This window comes from Ferrovibrio sp., assembly GCF_046297895.1.
Taxonomy (GTDB): Bacteria; Pseudomonadota; Alphaproteobacteria; order Ferrovibrionales; family Ferrovibrionaceae; genus Ferrovibrio.
Window position 1 is genome coordinate 224,609 of record NZ_JBKBHC010000002.1, and the last position, 19,636, is coordinate 244,244.

The following is a 19,636-nucleotide window of genomic DNA, read 5'->3' on the forward strand; positions in this document are numbered from 1 at the left end:
GACACTCACTCCACCAGCTTCACCCGCTCGCCGGGCTTCAGGGTTTCGTCCTCGCGCAGTCCGTTCAGCACGCGGAACTGCTCCAGCTTGAAGCGGCTGAAGGGCAGGGCCTCGGCGAATTTCTCCGCCGTGTCGCCCGGCTGCACCGTCACCACCTTCAGCCGCAGCGGCTTGATCGCCCTGGCCTCGGCCTCGGATAGGTGCTTCAGGGTATTGACGCTGCGGATCATGGCCGGCTCGATCTTGGAAAGGCCGCCGGCCGGCGCGATGATCACGAAGCGCAGGATGTCGTCGGTGGGGAACCCCACCGCAACGAAGCGCACGTCGGCCGAACCGCCGCTGCGCTGCTGGATGCGGGCCGAGCCGGTGGCCGCCGGCATGCCGTTCACGGTGATCGCCTCGGCATTGGAAAGCCGCAGGTTTGGCACCCACAGGCGCGTGAGATAATCCAGCGCGTTGCGCGAGGACTGCACCTTGCGCTTGTCGCGCTCCATGTCGAACTGCATCCGGCCGCCGGTGCCGCTGGCGATCACCGCGTCGCTGGAATTGGAGATGCGCCAGCCATCGGGCACCGAGAAGCTGAGGCGCAGGTCGGGATGCGTAAAGGTGCTGCCGCGCACCACGCCTTCCTTCGGATCGTCGCCATAGAGCATGCCGTTGATGCGGTCGAGATACTCGTCGCGGCGATAGACCGGGCTGGCGGGGAATTCATTGGCCGCCGCCATCGCCTCGCGCACGCGCTGCGGCCCGCCGGGATGGGTGGCGAACAGGTCGTTCAGACGGTCGCGCCCGGCCTGGCCGGCCATCCTGGTGGCCAGTTCGCTGTAGTCGCTCAAGCTTTGCAGGAAGGCGGCCTGGGCATCGGGCGCATAGCCGACGCGCGCCAGCAGCTTCACGCCGATGGTGTCGGCCTCCAGCTCGTTCTCGCGGCTGAAGCTGGCCAGATAGGCGCCGCCGGCGACGCTGCCGAACTGGCCGATCAGGTCGCCAGCCCCGGAGCCGAGAAAGATCGAACCCAGGATGGAGCCCAAGCCAACCGCGCCCTGGGTGATGATCGACTTGCCGTGGCGCTGCTCGGAATGCCGCGCGATGACGTGGCCGATTTCGTGCCCCAGCACGCCGGCCGCCTCGGCCTCGTTGTTGGCGATCGCCAGGGTGCCGCGCGTGATGTAGACAAAGCCGCCCGGCAGGGCGAAGGCATTCACCACCGGCGAATTCAGCAATGTGAAAGTGAAGTCGCTGGCCGGCTGGCCCGACTGGCCGGCGATGCGCCCGGCGATGCCGGCGACATAGGCGCCCAGCGCGGGATCGTCATAGGGCCCGCCGAATTCCTTCAGGATCTTCGGATGCTCCTGCGCGCCGAGTCTTTTCGCCTCCTCGGGCGACATGAAGATCTGCGCCTCGGCCCGTTGCGGCGCCGCCATGGGCAGCGCCAGGCCGCAGGCCACAAGGACGGCAGCGAGGAAACGGTGCAGCATCGCTTTCAGCGTCCTTTGAACACGGCGGCGCGCTTCTCCACAAAGCTGGCGACGCCCTCCTTCACATCCTCGCTGGCCATCAGGCGCTGCTGGGTGGGATGGAAATCGGCCACGGCGGCGGCCGGACCATCCGCCACGGCCAGGCGGGCATTGCGCAACGTGGCGCTGACCGCCAGCGGCGCCTGGGCGGCGATGCGATGCGCCATGCGCATGGCCTCGTTGAACTGGCCGCCGGGTTCGGTGACCTCCTGCACGAAGCCGAGGCGCAACGCCGTGGCGACGTCGAATTCGTCGCCGGTGAGCAGATAGCGCATGGCATTGCCCCAGCCCGCGCGCTCCACCATGCGGATGGTGGCGCCGCCGGTGGCCATGATACCGCGCTTCACCTCAAGCTGGCTGAAGCGGCAGTCGCTGGCAGCCACCACGATATCGGCGGCCAGCATCAGCTCGATGCCGATGGTGAAGGTGATGCCCTGCACGGCGGCCACCACCGGCTTGGTGCGGAAAGGCGGCTGGTTGTTGCAGGGATCGATCTGGCCCGGTTCGACCAGTAGGTTCCTGTCGCCCATCAGCGGCGCGACCTTGGGCAGGTCGAGGCCGGCGGTGAAATGCGGGCCTTCGGCATAGAGCACGGCGACGCGTGCCTCGCCATCGGCCTCGAAGGCGGTGTAGGCGGCGGCCAGTTCGCGCAGCATCTTGGGCGTGAAGCCGTTGAGCTTGGCCGGACGGTTCAGGCCGATGACAAACACCACGCCATCGCGGCGGGTGAGAATCTCGCCATCGGGATGATGCTGATACTGGGGCGCCGCGCTCATATACGATTTTCCTTCAGCTTTACGGAACCGACTTTTCCACAGCGGGGCCGATGCGGGCAAGACGGCCGGCCGACTTCCGCGATATAATGCGGTTTCGTGGCAGAAGCAGGGCGGGCGAGACAGCCGGAATGCCGGATTTCGCATGGGAAATCAGACTGGCCGGCGCGGCAGGCAAGCCGGTCTGCGGCGTGGACGAGGCCGGCCGCGGACCGCTGGCCGGGCCGGTGGTGGCGGCTGCGGTGATTCTCGATCGCCGGCACGCGGATCGCGGCCTGCTGGCCGGAATCGACGATTCGAAAAAACTGAGCGAGGAAAAGCGCGGCGCGCTGTTTGCCGCCCTGCGCGCCGAGGCGGCGGCTGGCCATGCGCTGATCGGCATCGGCGGCGCCAGCGTGGCCGAGATCACGCAGCTGAACATCTTTCATGCCACCATGCTGGCGATGCAGCGCGCGGTGACGGCGTTGCGGGTGATCCCGGCGCATGCCCTGATCGACGGCAAGCATTGTCCCAAGCGCCTGCCCTGCCCCGCCACGGCCATCGTGGATGGCGATGCGCTGAGCCTCTCGATCGCCGCCGCCTCCATCATCGCCAAGGTGGTGCGCGACCGCGCGATGGAGAAACTGCACCGCCGTTACCCGGCCTATGGCTGGGACCGCAACAAGGGTTATGGCACCGCCGCGCACCAGGCTGGCCTGAAAAGCGCCGGCGTGTCGCCGCATCATCGACTAGGTTTTGCGCCTGTGCAGCAGCAAATGACTCTAGATATAGAATTAACCAATTAATAAGCTAAAGAATCTAATGACTTGCGGGTCTTTTTAGGGGGATGATCCGCAGATGGCTCCGACACTCACCGACCCGGCCCGCAGGGCGCTTCGCAAAGGCCATCTCAGTCTGGTCAAAACCAGCCCCGATGCCGGCCGCCGTGCCACCCGCGCCAAGCCGCTGGTGGCCAAGGCCCCCAAGGCCGAGATCGCCCAGGCCCTGCCGCATCCCGACCTGCCGCTAGACAAGATCCTGATCGGCGAATGCATCGCCAAGATGAACAGCCTGCCGGCGGAAAGCATCGACTGCATCTTCGCCGATCCGCCCTACAACCTGCAGCTTTCCGGCGAGTTGCGCCGTCCCAACGACAGCGTGGTGGATGCCGTCGACGACGACTGGGACAAGTTCGATTCCTTTTCCGACTACGATGCCTTCTCGAAAGCCTGGCTGCAGGCCGCGCGCCGGCTGCTGAAGCCGAACGGCACGATCTGGGTGATCGGCAGCTACCACAACATCTTCCGCCTGGGCGCGCAGCTGCAGGATCTGGGCTTCTGGATGCTGAACGACGTGGTGTGGCGCAAGACCAACCCGATGCCGAATTTCCGCGGCAAGAGATTCACCAATGCCCATGAAACGCTGATCTGGTGCGCCAAGGACCAGGCGGCGCGCAACTACACCTTCAACTACGACGCCATGAAGGCGCTAAACGATGACCTGCAGATGCGCTCGGACTGGCTGATCCCGATCTGCTCGGGCAACGAGCGCCTGCGCGGCGAGGACGGCGCCAAGGCGCATCCGACGCAGAAGCCGGAAGCCCTGCTGCATCGCGTGATCGTCGCCTCGACCAAGCCGGGCGACGTGATCCTGGATCCCTTCTTCGGATCGGGCACCACCGGCGCCGTGGCCAAGCGCCTGGGCCGGCATTACATCGGCATCGAACGCGAGGCACGATATGCCAAGGCGGCCGAGCGCCGCATCGGCACGGTGCAACCTTCTGCGCCCGACGACGTGGAAGTGACGCGCTCGAAGAAGGACGAGCCGCGCGTGCCGTTCGGCTGGGTGGTGGAACGCGGCCTGCTGGCGCCGGGCACGGTGCTGGTCGATCCCTCGCGCCGCTTCTCGGCCAAGGTGCGCGCCGATGGCAGCCTGGCCACCGGCAACGCCGTGGGTTCGATCCACAAGATCGGCGCCCATGTGATGGGTGCCAGTGCGTGCAACGGCTGGGTGTTCTGGCATATGCAGGTTGAGGGCAAGCTGGTGCCGATCGACATCCTGCGCCAGAAGCTGCGCGCCGAATTGGGCTGAAGCACGCCGAACCGGTTTTTCCACAGCAAAGCCGCGATTCACCGGCCTCCATGCTGGCATCCCGGCCGGCGCGGATGCTAACGTCCGCCGGCCTGAGACGGACGATTGGGGGGCACGGCTTGGACGATCAGCCCGGCATCTCGCCGGCCCTGCTGCAACGCCTACTGGATGACGACGAGTCGCTGCTGGACCAGCGCGACGCGAATGTCGAGGCCTTGCTGATCGAGCGGCTGTACCACAACAGCTTCGCCACCCGTTATCTGCCGATCCCGATGCTGTTCGGCGCCTTCGTCATGTACAAGGAATACCTGACCTGGTGGCATATCGCCGGGCTGACGCTGCTTTATGCCGCCGGCACCTTCTATCTGGACTATCAGCGCGACCGCTACACCAATTCCGCGCCGCTGATCACGGGCGGCGGCGACTGGGGCCTGCGCTTCACCGTCGGCTCGGCGATCACCGGCATCACCTGGGGCCTGCTCGGCTGGTTCTGCTATCCGCCGGGCGATTTCGCGCTGCAGGCCGTGCTGGGCGTGGCCTGGGCCGGATTGCTGATCAGCGCCATGAGCACGCGCGCGGTGCATCTGCCGGCCTATTACGCCTTCATGATCACCATGTCGGTGCCGCCCTACACGCGCGCCCTGCTCGAGCGCGAGCCCAGCGCGATCTACATGTCGTTCTTCGGCATCATCCTGATGATCTCGCTCAGCTTCGTGGCGCAGATGAACAACCGCCGCGAAAGGCTGGCCATCGCGCTGCGCCTGCGCAATGCCAAGCTGATCGGCGATCTGGACCGCGCGCGCGCCGTGGCCGAAAGCAGCCGCGCCGAGATCGAGCATGCCTATCGCGCCATGCTGGGCGAATTCGCCGCGGCCCAGCGCCTGTCGAGCCATGGAAGCTGGAACTGGCAGGCGGCGTCGGAACAGATCGGCTGGTCGGATGAATTCTACCGCCTGCTGGGCCTGGCGCCGCAATCCTGCCCGGCCGCGCTGGCAGCCTGGCTGGAGCGCGTGCATCCGGAAGACCGCGAGACCGTGCGCGGCCATTACCAGCGCCTGCGCGCCGGTGCCGAGCGCGACCAGATCCGTTTCCGCCTGAATGACCGCGACCACCCCGACCGCGCCCTGATCGCCCTGGGCGAAAGCGAGAGCGACGGGAACGGGCAGGTAGCCCGGATCCATGGCATCGTGATCCCGGCGGAAGACCGAACGCCGATGGTCAGTCGAGCGTGAAGACCTTCAGCCGCACCAGATCGGGCCGGCGTTCGCCGATGGAAACGGCCATCCTGTGCACCAGCCATTGCAGGGTCGGCGCGGCGGTTTCGAAGCGCATGGCCGTGCGCATGTAGTAGGCGGCGGGATCAACCGCCTCGCCCGCCGCCAGACGCGCCATCACCTCGGGCGCGCCGATGCGCAGGCCGCGGCTCCACACCTCGATGCGCGCGCCATCATCGGTTTCCAGCATGTAGCGCGCGTCCAGATCGGCCAGGCCGTCGGGCCGCAGCACCTGCCAGTCGGCGCCGCCGGCCAGCACGCGGCCCTGCAGCCGGCCGGAGAAGCGGCCGCCGGTGATCGGCACGCAGCGGCGCTCGCCGCTTTCCGAGCGGCCGGCGCTTTGCGGTGCGGCGAGTTCGACATCGATATCGAGCAGCGGCGTCAGCATGATCCCTCCTAAGCAGCACGGAGGCTAGGCAGATCAGGCCGAAACGTCCACCCCGTGCGTCAAGGCCATGCCGCCTGCCGGACTGGCGGCCACGGCGCGCAGACCGGCCAGTTCGCGCTCGGCCTCGGCGAACATGCGCTCCATCTCGGCGCGCTCCTTCGGCGGAATGCCGGGATGCAGTCCGGTCTCGCGCAGCTTGCGCATGATCTTCCTGAGCTCCTTCAGCAGGCCGAGGGTTTCGCCTTTCAGCCCGGCCAGATCGTCACCGGTCGCCGCCGCCCTGACCTGTGCGCCGGCCGCCTTGGCCGCATCGAGCGATTTTTCGCCGCTGGCCTTTGTCTCTGCGGCGGATGCGGCGGACGCGGCCCCGGCTGCGGCTGCGCCACTCAAAGATGCCGCAGATGAACCGCCGGCGGCGGCCAGTGCGCGGCCGAGCTCGCGCGCGGCGTCGCGGATTTCCTTGGCCACCTTGCGCGCCAGCCTGGCATCGCCGGTGGCAGCCGCCGAGCCGGCGGCCAGCTTCAGGGCCTCGAGCCGCGCCTTGATCTGTTCCAGCTTGCGGCGGGCGGCTTCCTGCGCCGCCTTGCCCTTGCTGCTTTTCAGCTCGTGCAGAATCTCGTCGAGTTTCTGCTCGGCCTCGGTTTTCACGCGTGGGGTTTTCAGGCCGGCCAGCGCCTCGCGCGTGGCCAGCAGGCTTCTGGGAACGGCGTTCCCGGCAATCTCGGCGACCATTCTGGCCTCCTGCTTGCGACATGGACGCTGCGGCTTCTGCCCTGCAGCCCGGCCATTCTAGGCCGGAAGGGTTAACGCGCCACAAAAAAAGACGGCGCATCCGGGAGGATACGCCGTTGAGTCTGGGGGGAAGGGAAATACGCTACGCAGTGGCCCTGACGGGCCGGGAAACCTCTGTGGTCCTGCCGGGCCGGGGAGAAAAACGCATTCAGTTCATGACCTTCCAGCTGCCATCGGGCTGGCGGCAGGCGGTGCCGTAGCCCTGCTGGGTCTGGCCGCCGACCGTGATGGTCTGCTGGAATTCGCGGCAGTATTCGCCGCTCGGCGCCTGATAGGCCGGCTGCGGCACCACGGTGCCGGCATTGCCGCTATCGGGATTGCGCCAGGAAACCTGGGTGCCGGACGGCGTGCTCTCGAAGGCGCGCTGATTGGCACGGTCCATGTAGCTGCGGTCGGCGCGGTCGAGCGACTTGCCGACTTCGGAGCCGAGCAGCGCGCCGATCAGGGTGCCGGCCGCGACGCCGACGAGCTGGCCGGTGCCCTTGCCGAACTGCGCGCCGGCGACCGCGCCGCCAACGCCGCCCAGCACGGTGCCGACATTCTGCTTGGGGCCGCTGTCGGTGGCGCAGGCGGCCAGCAGGCCGGCGATGCCAAGGACGGCGACGAAAGAGGTGAGACGCTTGGATGAAGCGATCATGGATGGTGGAACCCCAAAGACATGCCCATGGCGGGCACGAGGGGAATCTCGGCCCCGATTACGGCGGGATTGCGGCGCAGATTTGGTATTGTTGCGTCATTGCGCTATATCTGCGGCGCCCGCTGCGTCACCATTTAAGATTGATTATCAAAGGCTTGAACCTGACATGGATGCCGTTTCCGATCCGCTCGCCCTGTTCGCCGAATGGCTGGCCGAGGCCGAGAAGAGCGAACCCAACGACGCCAACGCCATGGCGCTGGCCACCGCCGATACCGACGGCCTGCCGAATGTGCGCATGGTGCTGCTGAAGGGCTATGACGCCAGCGGCTTCGTCTTCTACACCAATTTCGAAAGCCAGAAGGGCCGCGAGCTGCTGGCCAACAAGCAAGCCGCGGCGGTGTTCCACTGGAAAAGCCTGCGCCGGCAGGTGCGGCTGCGCGGACAGGTGAGCGTGGTGAGCGACGCGGAGGCCGATGCCTATTTCGCCTCGCGCCCGCGCGACAGCCGGATCGGCGCCTGGGCCTCGCAGCAGTCGCGTCCGCTGGAAGGCCGCTTCGCGCTGGAGGCCGCCGTCGCCAAATATGCCGCCAAATACGCCATCGGCGAGGTGCCGCGCCCGCCCTACTGGTCGGGCTTTCGCATCGCGCCGAGTTATCTGGAATTCTGGGCCGACCGTCCGTTCCGCCTGCATGACCGGCTGGTCTACCGCCGCAGCGGAGAGAACTGGATCACCGAACGGCTGTTTCCCTGATGGCTGGTCCATCCGCCTATGTGCCGGCCGATCCCGCGCTGAAGGCGCGGCTGATGCGGCGCGCCACCTATGCCTCGGTGATTGTCGCCGCGCTGCTGATCGCCGCCAAGCTGGCGGCCTGGCTGGTCACCGGGTCGGTGTCGCTGCTGGCATCCCTGGTCGACAGCCTGCTCGATGCGCTGGCCTCGCTGGTCAACCTGCTGGCGGTGCGCCACGCGCTCACCCCGGCCGACGACGAGCACCGCTTCGGCCATGGCAAGGCCGAGGCGCTGGCCGGCCTGGGCCAGGCCGCGCTGATCGCCGGCTCGGCGCTGTTCCTGGTGATGGAATCCATCGACCGGCTGCTGCGCCCGCAGCCGGTGGAGCAGAGCCTGGCCGGCATCGCCGTGATGGTGTTTTCCATCGTGATGACAGCCGCGCTGGTGCTGTATCAGCGCCATGTGGTGAAGCAGACCGGCTCGCTCGCCGTTTCGGCCGACCGCCTGCATTACGTGGGCGATCTCGCCACCAACCTGGCGGTGATAGCGGCCCTGCTGCTGGCCAGCCGCGGCGCTGATTTTGCCTGGTTCGATCCGGTCTGCGCGCTGGCCATCGCAGCCGTGATCCTGAAAAGTGCCGTCGACATCGTGCGCGGCGCCCTGCACCACCTGATGGACCGCGAGATGGCCGATGCCGACCGCGAGCAGATCCTGGCCGTGGTGCGCGCCCATCCCGAGACCCGCGCCCTGCATGACCTGCGCACGCGGCAGGCGGGCAACCAGGTCTTCATCCAGTTCCACCTGGAACTCGATCCCGAACTGCCCCTGCGCGAGGCGCACCGGATTTCCGACGAGATCGAAACGCGCCTGCTGGAGCTGTTTCCCGGCGCCGAGGTGATCATCCACCAGGACCCCGCCGGGTATGATGAGCCGCAGGCCGATTTCGTGAACCGCGCGGACGGCCCCGGGCATTAACCTCCCCGGCCATTGATCGGGCCGGCAGCCAGCCGGTATGGTGCCGCCCGTCATTTCTGCATTCTGCGTCGTTTCGGGGGAAACATGACCTGTCTGCGTGTTCTGCGCCTGGCCGCGCCGGCCAGTCTGCTTGGCCTGCTGCTTGGCCTTGGCATTCCCCTGCCGGCCGAAGCCGCCACCGCCATCGACGGCAAGGCGCTGAACATCCTGTGGACCCTGCCCTTCGCCGGCATCCTGCTCTCGATCGCGCTGATGCCGCTGTTCACGCCGCATTTCTGGCATCACCATTACGGCAAGGTCGCCGCCTTCTGGGGCCTGTGCGTGGCCGTGCCCTTCGCGCTGCAATTCGGCGTGCTGCCAACCGGCCATGTGCTGCTGGAAGTGGCGCTGCACGAATACATCCCCTTCATCATCCTGCTGTTCGCGCTGTTCACCGTGGCCGGCGGCGTGCGCCTGACCGGCAACCTGCACGGCTCGCCCAGCCTGAACACCGCCATGCTGTTCATCGGCACCGTGCTGGCGAGCTGGATGGGCACCACCGGCGCCTCGATGCTGATGATCCGCCCGCTGATCCGCGCCAACGATAACCGCAAGCACAATGTGCATGTGGTGATCTTCTTCATCTTCCTGGTCTCGAATATCGGCGGCGCGCTGACCCCGCTGGGCGACCCGCCGCTGTTCCTGGGCTTCCTCAAGGGTGTGAATTTCTTCTGGACCACGCAGGCCATGTTCCTGCCGACCCTGGTGGTGGTGGTGCTGCTGCTGGGCGTGTTCTACGCCATCGACAGCTATCTCTACCGCAAGGAGGGCATCGTGAAGGCCGATCCGACGCCGGACAGCCCGATCGGCATCGAGGGCGGCGTCAACCTGATCCTGCTCGGCGCGGTGATCCTGGCCGTGCTGATGTCGGGCACCTGGAAGCCCGGCGTCACGCTGAGCGTCTTCGGCGTCGGCATCGAATTGCAGAATCTGGCGCGCGACCTGCTGCTGCTGGCCATCGCCTTTGCCTCGCTGAAGCTGACCGAGACGCAGACGCGCGCCGATAACGGCTTCACCTGGGGCCCGATCGCGGAAGTGGCCAAGCTGTTCGCCGGCATCTTCATCACCATCATTCCGGCGATTGCCATCCTGCGCGCCGGTACCGACGGCGCGCTGGGCGGGCTGGTCAGCCTGGCCTCGAACCCCGACGGCTCGCCCAACAACGTGATGTATTTCTGGCTGACCGGCATGCTGTCGAGCTTCCTCGACAATGCGCCCACCTATCTGGTGTTCTTCAACATGGCGAGCGGCGATGCCGCCACGCTGATGGGCCCGCTGGCCACCACCCTGCTGGCGATTTCGGCGGGCGCGGTGTTCATGGGCGCCAACTCCTATATCGGCAACGCGCCCAACTTCATGGTGAAGGCCATCGCCGAGGAGATGAACGTGAAGATGCCGAGTTTCTTCGGCTACATGGTATGGAGCAGCGCCATCCTGCTGCCGTGCTTCGTGCTTGTTACCCTGCTGTTCTTCCGGGCCTGACGGCCGCCGTTCCGACCAAAGTGGGGTTGTCATCGGCGGCTGCGATCCCCATATCGGTGCGCGACACACGACGCGAAACAACAACCGAGGGGAGCGCGCCGCGATGCCCGCCATTCCGACCCGCAAGGCCGGGGCTTTTGCCGTTATTGCATTTACTGCCATTGCGACGCTGACACCCAGCTCGCCGGCCCAGGCCGCCGCCATCGACGGCGCCAGCCTGACGCTGCTATGGGGCCTGCCTTTTGCCGGCATCCTGCTGTCGATCGCTCTCTTCCCGCTGCTGGCGCCATCCTTCTGGCACCATCACTACGGCAAGATCGCCGCCTTCTGGGCCCTGGCCTTCCTGGTGCCGTTTGCCCTGCGCGAGGGCGCGGGCAGCGCGGCTCATGTGGTGCTGGAAGTCGCACTGCATGAATACCTGCCCTTCACCATCCTGCTGCTGTCGCTGTTCACCATCGCCGGCGGCGTGCGCATCGTCGGCAACCTGCATGGCTCGCCCAGCCTGAATACCGGCCTTCTGGCCGCCGGCACGGTGCTGGCAAGCTGGATGGGCACCACCGGCGCCGCGATGCTGCTGATCCGGCCGCTGATCCGCGCCAACGACAACCGCAAGCACAACGTTCACGTCATCGTCTTCTTCATCTTCCTGGTCGCCAATGTGGGTGGCGCGCTGACGCCGCTGGGCGATCCGCCGCTGTTTCTGGGCTTCCTCAATGGCGTGCGCTTCTTCTGGACGATGGAAGCGATGTTCGCGCCCACCCTGCTGCTCAGCATGATCCTGCTGGCGCTGTTCTACGTGATCGACCGCTATTACTACGTGAAGGAAGGCGTCACCCGCGACCCGACGCCCGATACCGCGATCCGCGTGGAAGGCGGCCTCAACATCTTCCTGCTGGCCGGCGTGGTCGGCGCGGTGCTGATGTCGGGCACCTGGCAGCCGGGCTGGAGCTTCAACCTGGCCGGCGTGGAGGTGAAGCCGCAGAACCTGGCGCGCGACGCCATCCTGCTGGCGCTGGCCGGCGTTTCGCTGCTGATCACCGCCAAGGCCACGCGCGCAGGCAATGGTTTCAACTGGGAACCGATCCTGGAAGTGGCCAAGCTGTTCGCCGGCATCTTCCTCACCATCGTGCCGGTGATTGCCATCCTGCGCGCCGGCAGCGATGGCCAATTGCGCGACCTGATCGCGCTGGCCACCGGGCCGGACGGCGCGCCGCGCGACGAGATGTATTTCTGGCTCACCGGCATCCTGTCGGCCTTTCTCGACAATGCGCCGACCTATCTGGTGTTCTTCCACATGGCTGGCGGCGATGCCGCCACCCTGATGGGCCCGATGGCCAGCACGCTGCTGGCGATCTCGATGGGCGCGGTCTACATGGGCGCGGTGACCTATATCGGCAACGCGCCGAATTTCATGGTCAAGGCCATTGCCGAGCAGTCGGGCATCCGCATGCCGAGTTTCTTCGGCTACATGCTGTGGTCGGTGCCGCTGCTGATGATCCCGTTCGCCCTGATCACCTGGCTGTGGTTCCTGTGAGGGCATGGCCGGGGATTCACACGACTTTCATTGTCGGGTAACCCGAGTCGCGTTAGACTGAACCCGATTCGCCCGCCAGGCGGGTCGAATCGGGTTCCAGTTTCCGGAGGACTCCAGTCAGGAGGGCCAAGCCATCGCAACCACCACGACGCGCAAACGCGCTGCCGCGACCGCCGGCTCCAAGCCCAAGGCCGCTTCCACCGCCAAGAATTCTGCGGGCAAGAGTTCAGCCGGCAAGAAGCCTGCCGGAAAAGCCAAATCAGCCGCAAAGCCGGTCTCCAAGACCAAGGCATCAGCCAAGAGCGTGGTGCCAGCCAAGAGCGCGGCGAAAAAGAAGACGGTGACCAGCGCCGTCACCAAGGCGGCCAAGGCCGCCTCCAAGCCCAAACCCGCCAAAAAACCGATCGATCCCAAAAAGGCCGAAGCCCGGCGCGCCGCCATTCCGGCCGCGGTGATCAAGCTGCACAAGCTGATCCTGAAGTCGCTGGACGACGACAAGGCGGAAGACATCGTCTCCATCGACCTGACCGGCAAATCCTCGATCGCCGATTTCCTGGTCGTCGCATCGGGCCGGTCCTCGCGCCAGGTGGCCGCCATCGCCGAGCATCTCGTCGAGCGCATCACGCGGGAGACCGGCAAGAAGGTGCGCGCCGAGGGCAAGGCCGTGGGCGACTGGGTGCTGATCGATACGGGCGACATCGTGGTGCATATCTTCCGGCCGGAAGTGCGCAGCTTCTACAATCTGGAAAAGATGTGGGGCGCCGCGATTCCCGAGCCCGCCGCCGCCTGAAAGACTGCATCGCCCCGATCAGGACTCTGGCCAGGGCTGTGGTCGGACCGGGGCGATGAAAACCACCCATGAGAATCACGGTTGCCTGCATCGGCCGCGCCGGCCGGGCCAAGCATGACGCGGCCCAGAGCCTGATCGAGTCCTACCGCGAACGCCTGCCCTGGCCGGTGACCATCCGCGAAGTGGAAGACCGCAAACAGGGCGGCAGCGTGGCGGAGCGCAAGGCGCGCGAGGCCGACCTGCTGCTGGCCGCCGTGCCGAAAGGCGCCGTGCTGGTGGCCCTGGACGAGCGGGGCAAGGGCCTGTCCAGCCGGCAATTTGCCGAAATCCTGGAGAAATGGCGCGATGCCGGCGAGCAGGAGGTGGCCTTCCTGATCGGCGGCGCCGACGGGTTGGACCCAGCACTGACGGCCAGGGCGCGGCTGACGCTCTCGCTCTCGGCCATGACTTGGCCGCATTTGCTGGCCAGGGTGATGCTGCTGGAGCAGCTCTACCGGGCCTGGAGCCTGCAGGCCGGGCATCCCTATCACCGCGACTGACGCCGGGTCATCGGCGGAATCGATCACGGCAATGGGAAGGCCCGGCGTGACGGACCGGCCCGGTTGCGCTATGTAAGGCCTGAATTCCCACCGTTTTTTCCGCCAGACGCCTTGCCGGACACCATGACCGAGACCGCCGAAGCCAAGAAACCCGTCGTATTGTGCATCCTGGACGGCTGGGGCCTGCGCGAGGATCCCACCGACAATGCCCTGGCCCAGGCCCGGCTGCCCAATTACCGCCGGCTGCTGGAGACCCGCCCCTTTGCCCGCATGGGCACCTCGGGCCGCGATGTCGGCCTGCCCGACGGACAGATGGGCAATTCGGAAGTGGGCCACATGAATATCGGGGCCGGCCGCATCGCCGTGCCCGACCTGGGCCGGCTGGACAATGCCGTGGCCGATGGCAGCCTGGCGACCAACCCGGCCGTGACCGGCCTGATCGACAGGCTGAAGCAAAGCGGCGGCGCCCTGCACCTGCTGGGCCTGCTGTCGGATGGCGGCGTGCATTCGCACCAGGACCACATGGCCGCGCTGGCGAAGATCGTCGCCGGGGCCGGCGTGACGGTGCATATCCACATGTTCGCCGATGGCCGCGACACGCCGCCGAAAAGCGCGCTGGGTTTCCTGGCGCAGGTGCGCCAGCAGATCGCGGGCATTCCCGGCATCACGTTCGCCACCGTCTGCGGGCGTTTCTTCGCCATGGACCGCGACAAGCGCTGGGAGCGCGTGGCCCAGGCCTATGACGCATTGGTCGAGGCGAAGGGCAAGGCGGCAGCCAGCGCCGAGGCCGCCATCGAGCAGGGCTATGCCGCCGGCGAGTCCGACGAATTCATCACGCCGACGGCCATCGCCGGCTATGCCGGCATGAAGGATGGCGACGGCGTGCTGATGGCCAATTTCCGCGCCGACCGCGCGCGCGAGATTCTCACGGCCCTGCTTGATCCGCATTTCGACGGCTTCAAGCGCAGCCGCATCGTCCAATTCGCCGGCGCCGTGGGCGTGACCGAATATTCCGCCCAGCTCAACGAATTCCTCGCCACCGCCTATCCGCCGGTGCGCTATCCGCTCACGCTGGGCGAGGTGCTGGCCAAGGCGGGCAAGACGCAGCTGCGCATCGCCGAGACCGAGAAATACGCGCATGTCACCTTCTTCATGAATGGCGGCGAGGAGCAGCCTTTCCCGGGCGAGGACCGCATCCTGGTGCCGTCGCCGAAGGTGAAGACCTACGACCTGCAGCCCGAGATGTCGGCGCCGGAAGTGACCGACAAGCTCACGGCGGCGATCACGTCGGGCAAATACGACCTGATCATCGTCAACTACGCCAACCCCGACATGGTGGGCCATACCGGCTCGATGCCGGCCGCAATCAAGGCCGCCGAGACCGTGGATGCCTGCGTCGGCCGCGTCGAGCAGGCCGTGAAGCAGATGGATGGCGTGCTGCTGATCACCGCCGACCACGGCAACCTGGAAGAGATGCTGGACCGCAGCAGCGGCCAGGCGCATACGCAGCACACCACCAATCCGGTGCCGCTGCTGCTGACCGGCGGCGCACGCACCGACGCCTATGCCTTAAGCGACGGCCGGCTGTGCGACATCGCGCCGACCCTGCTGCATTTCCTCGGCCTGCCGCAACCGGCCGAGATGACCGGGCATTGCCTGGCCAAGCCGGGGGCGGCCGCCAATCAGAATACCGCCCGCCGCCTTGCGTAAATCCGCTCCGTCGCTCGCGCTGCTGACGCTGCTGGTGGCGGGCGGCAGCCTTGCGCAGGGCCAGGCGCCCCAGCAGCAGTTGCAGGACGTGCAGAAGCGGCTGGAGGAAAGCCGCCAGCGCGAACGCGCCCTGGGCCAGGAAGCCGCCAAGCTGGCGCAGAAGCAGCGCGACCTGCAAAGGAAACTGGTGGTTGCGGCCAGAAAGCTGCAGGCCCAGGAAGACCTGGTGTCGCAGAGCGAGGATAAGCTGGCGCGCCTGATCGCCGAAGAGCAGGCCGCCGGCACGGCGCTGGAGGCCCGGCGCGGCGAACTGGCCGAGACGCTGGCGAGCCTGGCTCATCTGAGCCGCCAGCCGCCGGAAGCCATGGTCCTGGCGCCGGGTTCGGCGCTGGACATGGTGCGCGCCAGCCAGCTTATGGCGGCCCTGGTGCCCGAAATCGAGCAGCGTGCCGCCCGCCTGAAGGACGAGTTGACCCGCCTGGGCAAGCTGCGCCAGGGCGTGGCGACCGAGCAGGAGCGGCTGGGCCGCGCCATCGAGCAGCTCGACCGCGAGCGGCGCGACCTGGAATTCCTGCAGGCCGAAACGACCGCGGCAGCCCAGGAAACCGCGGAACAGCGCGATTCCGAACGCGAGAAATCCGCCCAACTGGCCGCCCAGGCAAAAGACCTGCGCGCCCTGGTGGACCGCCTGCTGGAGCAGGAGCGGCGCGAGGCCGAACGCCGCGCCGCCGAGGCGCGCAGCCGCGGCACGGCGCCCAAGGGCAGCGACCGCGACCCGCCGGAGGCCTATGCCGCCCTGGAAGGCAGCGCCGCACTGCCGGCCCGCGGCCGGGTGGTCGGCCGGTTCGGCCAGTCGGATGAAAATGGCGTGCCGCTGCGCGGAATCCGCATCGAGGCCCGCTCCGGCGCCCAGGTGATTGCGCCGGCTGACGGCAAAGTGATGTTCGCCGGACCTTTCCGCGGCTATGGGCAACTCTTGATTATCGCCCATGGCGGTGGATACCATAGCCTATTGGCGGGATTTGGACGGATCGACCGTAGCGTCGGCCAATGGGTTCTCGCCGGCGAGCCGGTTGGCCTGATGGGCAACTCCCCGGGCGAAAAACCCGTCCTATATCTCGAACTGAGGCGCAAGGGCGAAACGGTCAATCCATTGCCCTGGCTGGCCTCGGGCGACAGAAAGGTGAGCGGCTGATGCGCAATTTCCTCCTCGGCGGTGTCTGCGCCTTCGCATTGATGGGATCGGTTGCGCTGTTCGCCGCCCCCAGCAAGGTTGGCGGCCTGCAGGCCAATGAAACCTATCGCCAGCTCAACCTGTTCGGCGAAATCTTCGAACGGGTGCGCAACGACTATTACAAGGAGACCAAGGACGACGAGCTGATGGAGGCGGCTATCAACGGCATGCTCGCCTCGCTCGACCCCTATTCGGTCTATCTGCCGCCGCGCAATTTCCAGGAAGCCCGCGTGCAGACGCGCGGCGAATTCGGCGGCCTGGGCATCGAGGTGACCCAGGAGAACGGCCTGATCAAGGTGGTGTCGCCGATCGACGACACGCCGGCGCAGAAGGCCGGCCTGCTGCCGGGCGACATGATCACCCACCTGGATGGCGAGCCGGTGATGGGCAAATCGCTGCAGGAATCCATCGAGAAGATGCGCGGCGCGCCCAATACCAACATCGTGCTGACCATCCGCCGCGGCAACGACAGCGCGGCCAAGTCCTTCGACGTGAAGATCACCCGCGCGGTGATCAAGACGCGCGTGGTGCGCTCGCGCCGCGAAGGCGAGTTCGCCTACCTGCGCATCTCCTCGTTCAACGAGCACACCACGCAGGATCTGGTGGCCGCCATGGACAAGCTGAAGGCCGAAATGGGGCCGGAGCTGAAGGGCTATATCGTCGATCTGCGCGACAATCCGGGCGGCCTGCTGGATCAGGCCATCGCGGTGTCGGACAGCTTCCTGAACCAGGGCGAGATCGTCTCGACCCGCGCGCTGCGCGCCAGCGCCGACGAGGGCCAGCGCTACAACGCCAAGCGCGGCGATGTGGCCGACGGCAAACCGATGGCGGTGCTGATCAATGGCGGTTCGGCCTCGGCCTCCGAGATCGTCGCCGGTGCGCTGCAGGATCATCACCGCGCCGTGCTGGTGGGCAACACCACCTTCGGCAAGGGCCTGGTGCAGACCATGATCCCGCTCGGCGAGTTCGGCGGCATGAAGCTGACCACGGCGGGCTATTTCACGCCCTCGGGCCGCTCGATCGACAAGGTCGGCATCGTGCCCGACGTGGAAGCCTGGAACGAGCGCGACCGCCAGATCGCCGCCGCCCTGAAGGCGCGCCGCGAGATCACCGACACCCGTCAGACCGATGACGGCGCCAAGCAGCCCGAGCCGGCAGTGACGCCGCCGGCCCAGACGCAGACTCCGGGCCAGGACGGACCCGACCTGGTACTGCAGGCCGCCATCGAGGTGCTGCGCGCGCCGCCCAAGCCTTCCGCCCGCAAGTGAGCGGCATGCGCCACAGATCAGCAGAAGGCTGACCCGATGGCCGATCAGTCCGACCTGCATGCCGATCCCGAGGATCGGGCGCTGCCCGGCCCGGCGGCGAAGCAGGGCTTGCTGAAAAGACTGTTCGGCCGCTTCGGCCGGCGGAAAGCCCAGGCCGTCGAAATGAACGGCCCGGGTGATATGCATGTCCTGCAGGATGACAGCGGGCAGGATGCCGACCTGCTCCAGACCATCACGCGCGCCGACGACGACATGCCGGCGGCGGCGCCGCGCCGCAAGGGCTTCAAGCACAAGCTGGCCGGGCTGTTGCGCATCATCGGGCTGATCCTGTGGCCGCCCTTCCTGCGCGGCGATTTCGGCACCGTGAACCGCCGCCTGCTGCTGACCGCCTGGACCGCCGTGCTGCTGACGCTGGCTGGCGTGGGCGGCTGGCTGGTGACCACCGGCGAAAACCTGACCTCCCTGCCCGGATCGGAAGTGATCATCGGCGTGGCGCGCCTGACCCTGCCGCCGGAAGCGCGCCTGGCGCCGGATCAGAAGCTGGACAAGGCTGCGCCGCCGCCGGTCGTGGGCCGGCTGCCCAGCGGCCTGCTGGTGGCGCCCGACCCGACCCTGAGCGAGACCACACCGCGCGGCCTGATCCCGAAGATCGGCGCCGACGGGCGCCAGCCCTGGAGCGCCTATGCGCGGCCGTTCGACGAACCGGCGACGCGGCCGCGGCTGGCCATCGTGCTGCAGGATATGGGCCTGAACGTGCAGCTCACCGCGCTGGCCGCCGAGCGCCTGCCGCCGGCGATCACCTTCGCCTTCAACCCCTATGCCCCCGATCTGGCGGTGCAGATCGAACGCGCCCGCACCGCCGGCCATGAGGTGCTGCTGGGCATGCCGATGGAGCCGTTCGATTATCCGACCAGCGATCCCGGCCCCTATACGTTGCTGACCAGCTTGAGCGATCAGGAGAATGTGCGCCGGCTGGATTGGCTGCTGGCGCGGGCCAGCGGCTATATCGGCTTCACCAACCTGATGGGCGGCAAATACACATCCTCGCCCGAGCATATGCGCAGCATCGCGCTGAAGCTGAAGGAACGCGGATTGATGTTCGTCGATACCCGCGTGGCGCCGCGCAGCGTAGCGGCGCGCATCATGCGCGAGGCCGGCGGCGTCTATGCCTTCGTCAACCGCCAGGTCGACGCGCTGCCCAATGCGCAGAGCATCGATGCCCGGCTGGACGAACTGGAGCGCACCGCACGGGCAGGCGGCGTCGCCATCGGCAGCGCCATGCCCTATCCGGTGACGCTGGACCGCCTGCTGGCCTGGTCGGCCAAGCTGGATGCCAAGGGCATCGCACTCGCCCCCGTATCGGCCATCGCCAACCGCCAGACCCCGGAGTAAAGCCGCATGAGTTCTGCCGCCGATGCGCGCCCCTACCGCGAAGGCGTCGGGATCGCGCTGCTCAATCGCGACGATCTGGTTTTCGTCGGCCAGCGCATCGACCAGACGGCCGAGGCATGGCAGATGCCGCAGGGCGGCATCGATCCCGGCGAGGATCCGTTGCAGGCCGCGCTGCGGGAAATGGAAGAAGAGATCGGCGTGCCGCGGAAACTGGCCGAGGTGATCGCCGAAAGCCGCGGCTGGCTGGCCTACGACCTGCCCGCCGACCTGGCCGACAAGGTATGGGGCGGCCGTTATCGCGGCCAGCGGCAGAAATGGTATCTCGCACGCTTCAAGGGGCGCGATGCCGACATCAACATCCAGACGCCGCATCCCGAATTCAAGGAATGGCGCTGGCTGCCCTTCCGCCAGTTGCCCGACCTGATCGTGCCGTTCAAGCGACCGATCTACGAGCTGATCGTCGCCGAATTCGCCGACCGTGTGCGCAGCTGAG

The 19,636-nt window shown here is 67.1% G+C and carries 20 protein-coding genes; 14 read left to right on the forward strand and 6 right to left on the reverse strand.

The genetic code is table 11. The annotated features are described in order from the left end of the window. Positions 1 to 5 precede the first annotated feature (5 nt). On the reverse strand, positions 6 to 1,478 hold the full coding sequence (locus ACK4FK_RS03635) for a M48 family metalloprotease (protein ID WP_409741234.1): 1,473 nt from the start codon (positions 1,476 to 1,478) through the stop codon (positions 6 to 8). A 5-nt stretch (positions 1,479 to 1,483) separates the two neighbouring features. Next, positions 1,484 to 2,293, reverse strand: a complete 810-nt coding sequence (locus tag ACK4FK_RS03640) for a crotonase/enoyl-CoA hydratase family protein (protein WP_409741237.1) — start codon at positions 2,291 to 2,293, stop codon at positions 1,484 to 1,486. Positions 2,294 to 2,421: 128 nt separating this feature from the next. Here ACK4FK_RS03640 and ACK4FK_RS03645 point away from each other — a divergent pair, with 128 nt between their 5' ends. The 3 genes from ACK4FK_RS03645 to ACK4FK_RS03655 all read left to right on the forward strand — a co-directional run bounded on the left by ACK4FK_RS03645 (position 2,422) and on the right by ACK4FK_RS03655 (position 5,592). Further along, positions 2,422 to 3,075 (forward strand): ribonuclease HII, encoded by a 654-nt coding sequence (locus ACK4FK_RS03645; protein ID WP_409741239.1) that lies wholly within the window; start codon positions 2,422 to 2,424, stop codon positions 3,073 to 3,075. Between the two features lie 256 nt (positions 3,076 to 3,331). Then, positions 3,332 to 4,360, forward strand: coding sequence for a site-specific DNA-methyltransferase (locus tag ACK4FK_RS03650; RefSeq protein WP_409741924.1), 1,029 nt, complete (start codon positions 3,332 to 3,334; stop codon positions 4,358 to 4,360). A 119-nt stretch (positions 4,361 to 4,479) separates the two neighbouring features. Next, positions 4,480 to 5,592, forward strand: a complete 1,113-nt coding sequence (locus tag ACK4FK_RS03655; RefSeq protein ID WP_409741241.1) for a PAS domain-containing protein — start codon at positions 4,480 to 4,482, stop codon at positions 5,590 to 5,592. Here the strand turns inward: ACK4FK_RS03655 and ACK4FK_RS03660 are convergent. The 3 genes from ACK4FK_RS03660 to ACK4FK_RS03670 all read right to left on the reverse strand — a co-directional run bounded on the left by ACK4FK_RS03660 (position 5,579) and on the right by ACK4FK_RS03670 (position 7,451). After that, a complete protein-coding gene (locus ACK4FK_RS03660) occupies positions 5,579 to 6,022 on the reverse strand; it encodes a DUF3237 domain-containing protein (protein WP_409741244.1) in 444 nt (147 codons plus the stop codon). The genes ACK4FK_RS03655 and ACK4FK_RS03660 overlap by 14 nt on opposite strands. Before the next feature lie 33 nt (positions 6,023 to 6,055). After that, positions 6,056 to 6,754 (reverse strand): hypothetical protein, encoded by a 699-nt coding sequence (locus tag ACK4FK_RS03665; protein ID WP_409741246.1) that lies wholly within the window; start codon positions 6,752 to 6,754, stop codon positions 6,056 to 6,058. 208 nt (positions 6,755 to 6,962) lie between these two features. After that, positions 6,963 to 7,451, reverse strand: a complete 489-nt coding sequence (locus ACK4FK_RS03670; RefSeq protein ID WP_409741249.1) for an RT0821/Lpp0805 family surface protein — start codon at positions 7,449 to 7,451, stop codon at positions 6,963 to 6,965. 139 nt (positions 7,452 to 7,590) lie between these two features. Between ACK4FK_RS03670 and pdxH the strand changes: the two genes are divergently transcribed. From pdxH to ACK4FK_RS03690, 4 genes are all read left to right on the forward strand, one after another. Next, on the forward strand, positions 7,591 to 8,202 hold the full coding sequence (gene pdxH / locus ACK4FK_RS03675; protein ID WP_409741927.1) for a pyridoxamine 5'-phosphate oxidase: 612 nt from the start codon (positions 7,591 to 7,593) through the stop codon (positions 8,200 to 8,202). Beyond that, positions 8,202 to 9,155 carry a cation diffusion facilitator family transporter gene (locus ACK4FK_RS03680; protein WP_409741252.1) on the forward strand — a complete coding sequence of 318 codons (954 nt, stop codon included), beginning with the start codon at positions 8,202 to 8,204 and terminating at the stop codon, positions 9,153 to 9,155. Before pdxH ends, ACK4FK_RS03680 begins: the two co-directional genes overlap by 1 nt. An 84-nt stretch (positions 9,156 to 9,239) precedes the next feature. Further along, positions 9,240 to 10,676: a sodium:proton antiporter gene (locus ACK4FK_RS03685; protein ID WP_409741255.1), complete on the forward strand. Its 1,437-nt coding sequence runs from the start codon at positions 9,240 to 9,242 to the stop codon at positions 10,674 to 10,676. Between the two features lie 103 nt (positions 10,677 to 10,779). Continuing rightward, positions 10,780 to 12,210: a sodium:proton antiporter gene (locus ACK4FK_RS03690; protein WP_409741258.1), complete on the forward strand. Its 1,431-nt coding sequence runs from the start codon at positions 10,780 to 10,782 to the stop codon at positions 12,208 to 12,210. 117 nt (positions 12,211 to 12,327) lie between these two features. Here the strand turns inward: ACK4FK_RS03690 and ACK4FK_RS03695 are convergent, their stop codons facing one another. Next, positions 12,328 to 12,579: a hypothetical protein gene (locus ACK4FK_RS03695; RefSeq protein WP_409741261.1), complete on the reverse strand. Its 252-nt coding sequence runs from the start codon at positions 12,577 to 12,579 to the stop codon at positions 12,328 to 12,330. On the opposite strand from ACK4FK_RS03695, the gene rsfS reads away from it, so the two are divergent. The 7 genes from rsfS to ACK4FK_RS03730 all read left to right on the forward strand — a co-directional run bounded on the left by rsfS (position 12,551) and on the right by ACK4FK_RS03730 (position 19,635). After that, positions 12,551 to 13,000 carry a ribosome silencing factor gene (gene rsfS, locus ACK4FK_RS03700; RefSeq protein ID WP_409741264.1) on the forward strand — a complete coding sequence of 150 codons (450 nt, stop codon included), beginning with the start codon at positions 12,551 to 12,553 and terminating at the stop codon, positions 12,998 to 13,000. The genes ACK4FK_RS03695 and rsfS overlap by 29 nt on opposite strands. 68 nt (positions 13,001 to 13,068) lie before the next feature. Then, positions 13,069 to 13,539, forward strand: coding sequence for a 23S rRNA (pseudouridine(1915)-N(3))-methyltransferase RlmH (locus ACK4FK_RS03705; RefSeq protein ID WP_409741267.1), 471 nt, complete (start codon positions 13,069 to 13,071; stop codon positions 13,537 to 13,539). 123 nt (positions 13,540 to 13,662) lie between these two features. Continuing rightward, positions 13,663 to 15,249 (forward strand): 2,3-bisphosphoglycerate-independent phosphoglycerate mutase, encoded by a 1,587-nt coding sequence (gene gpmI, locus ACK4FK_RS03710; RefSeq protein ID WP_409741271.1) that lies wholly within the window; start codon positions 13,663 to 13,665, stop codon positions 15,247 to 15,249. Next, positions 15,242 to 16,444 carry a murein hydrolase activator EnvC family protein gene (locus ACK4FK_RS03715; protein ID WP_409741273.1) on the forward strand — a complete coding sequence of 401 codons (1,203 nt, stop codon included), beginning with the start codon at positions 15,242 to 15,244 and terminating at the stop codon, positions 16,442 to 16,444. The genes gpmI and ACK4FK_RS03715 overlap by 8 nt, the downstream gene beginning before the upstream one ends. Continuing rightward, positions 16,444 to 17,751, forward strand: coding sequence for a S41 family peptidase (locus tag ACK4FK_RS03720; protein WP_409741276.1), 1,308 nt, complete (start codon positions 16,444 to 16,446; stop codon positions 17,749 to 17,751). The genes ACK4FK_RS03715 and ACK4FK_RS03720 overlap by 1 nt, the downstream gene beginning before the upstream one ends. A 36-nt stretch (positions 17,752 to 17,787) precedes the next feature. Continuing rightward, positions 17,788 to 19,143, forward strand: a complete 1,356-nt coding sequence (locus tag ACK4FK_RS03725) for a divergent polysaccharide deacetylase family protein (RefSeq protein ID WP_409741279.1) — start codon at positions 17,788 to 17,790, stop codon at positions 19,141 to 19,143. 6 nt (positions 19,144 to 19,149) lie between these two features. Beyond that, positions 19,150 to 19,635: an RNA pyrophosphohydrolase gene (locus tag ACK4FK_RS03730; protein ID WP_409741283.1), complete on the forward strand. Its 486-nt coding sequence runs from the start codon at positions 19,150 to 19,152 to the stop codon at positions 19,633 to 19,635. Position 19,636 lies beyond the last annotated feature (1 nt).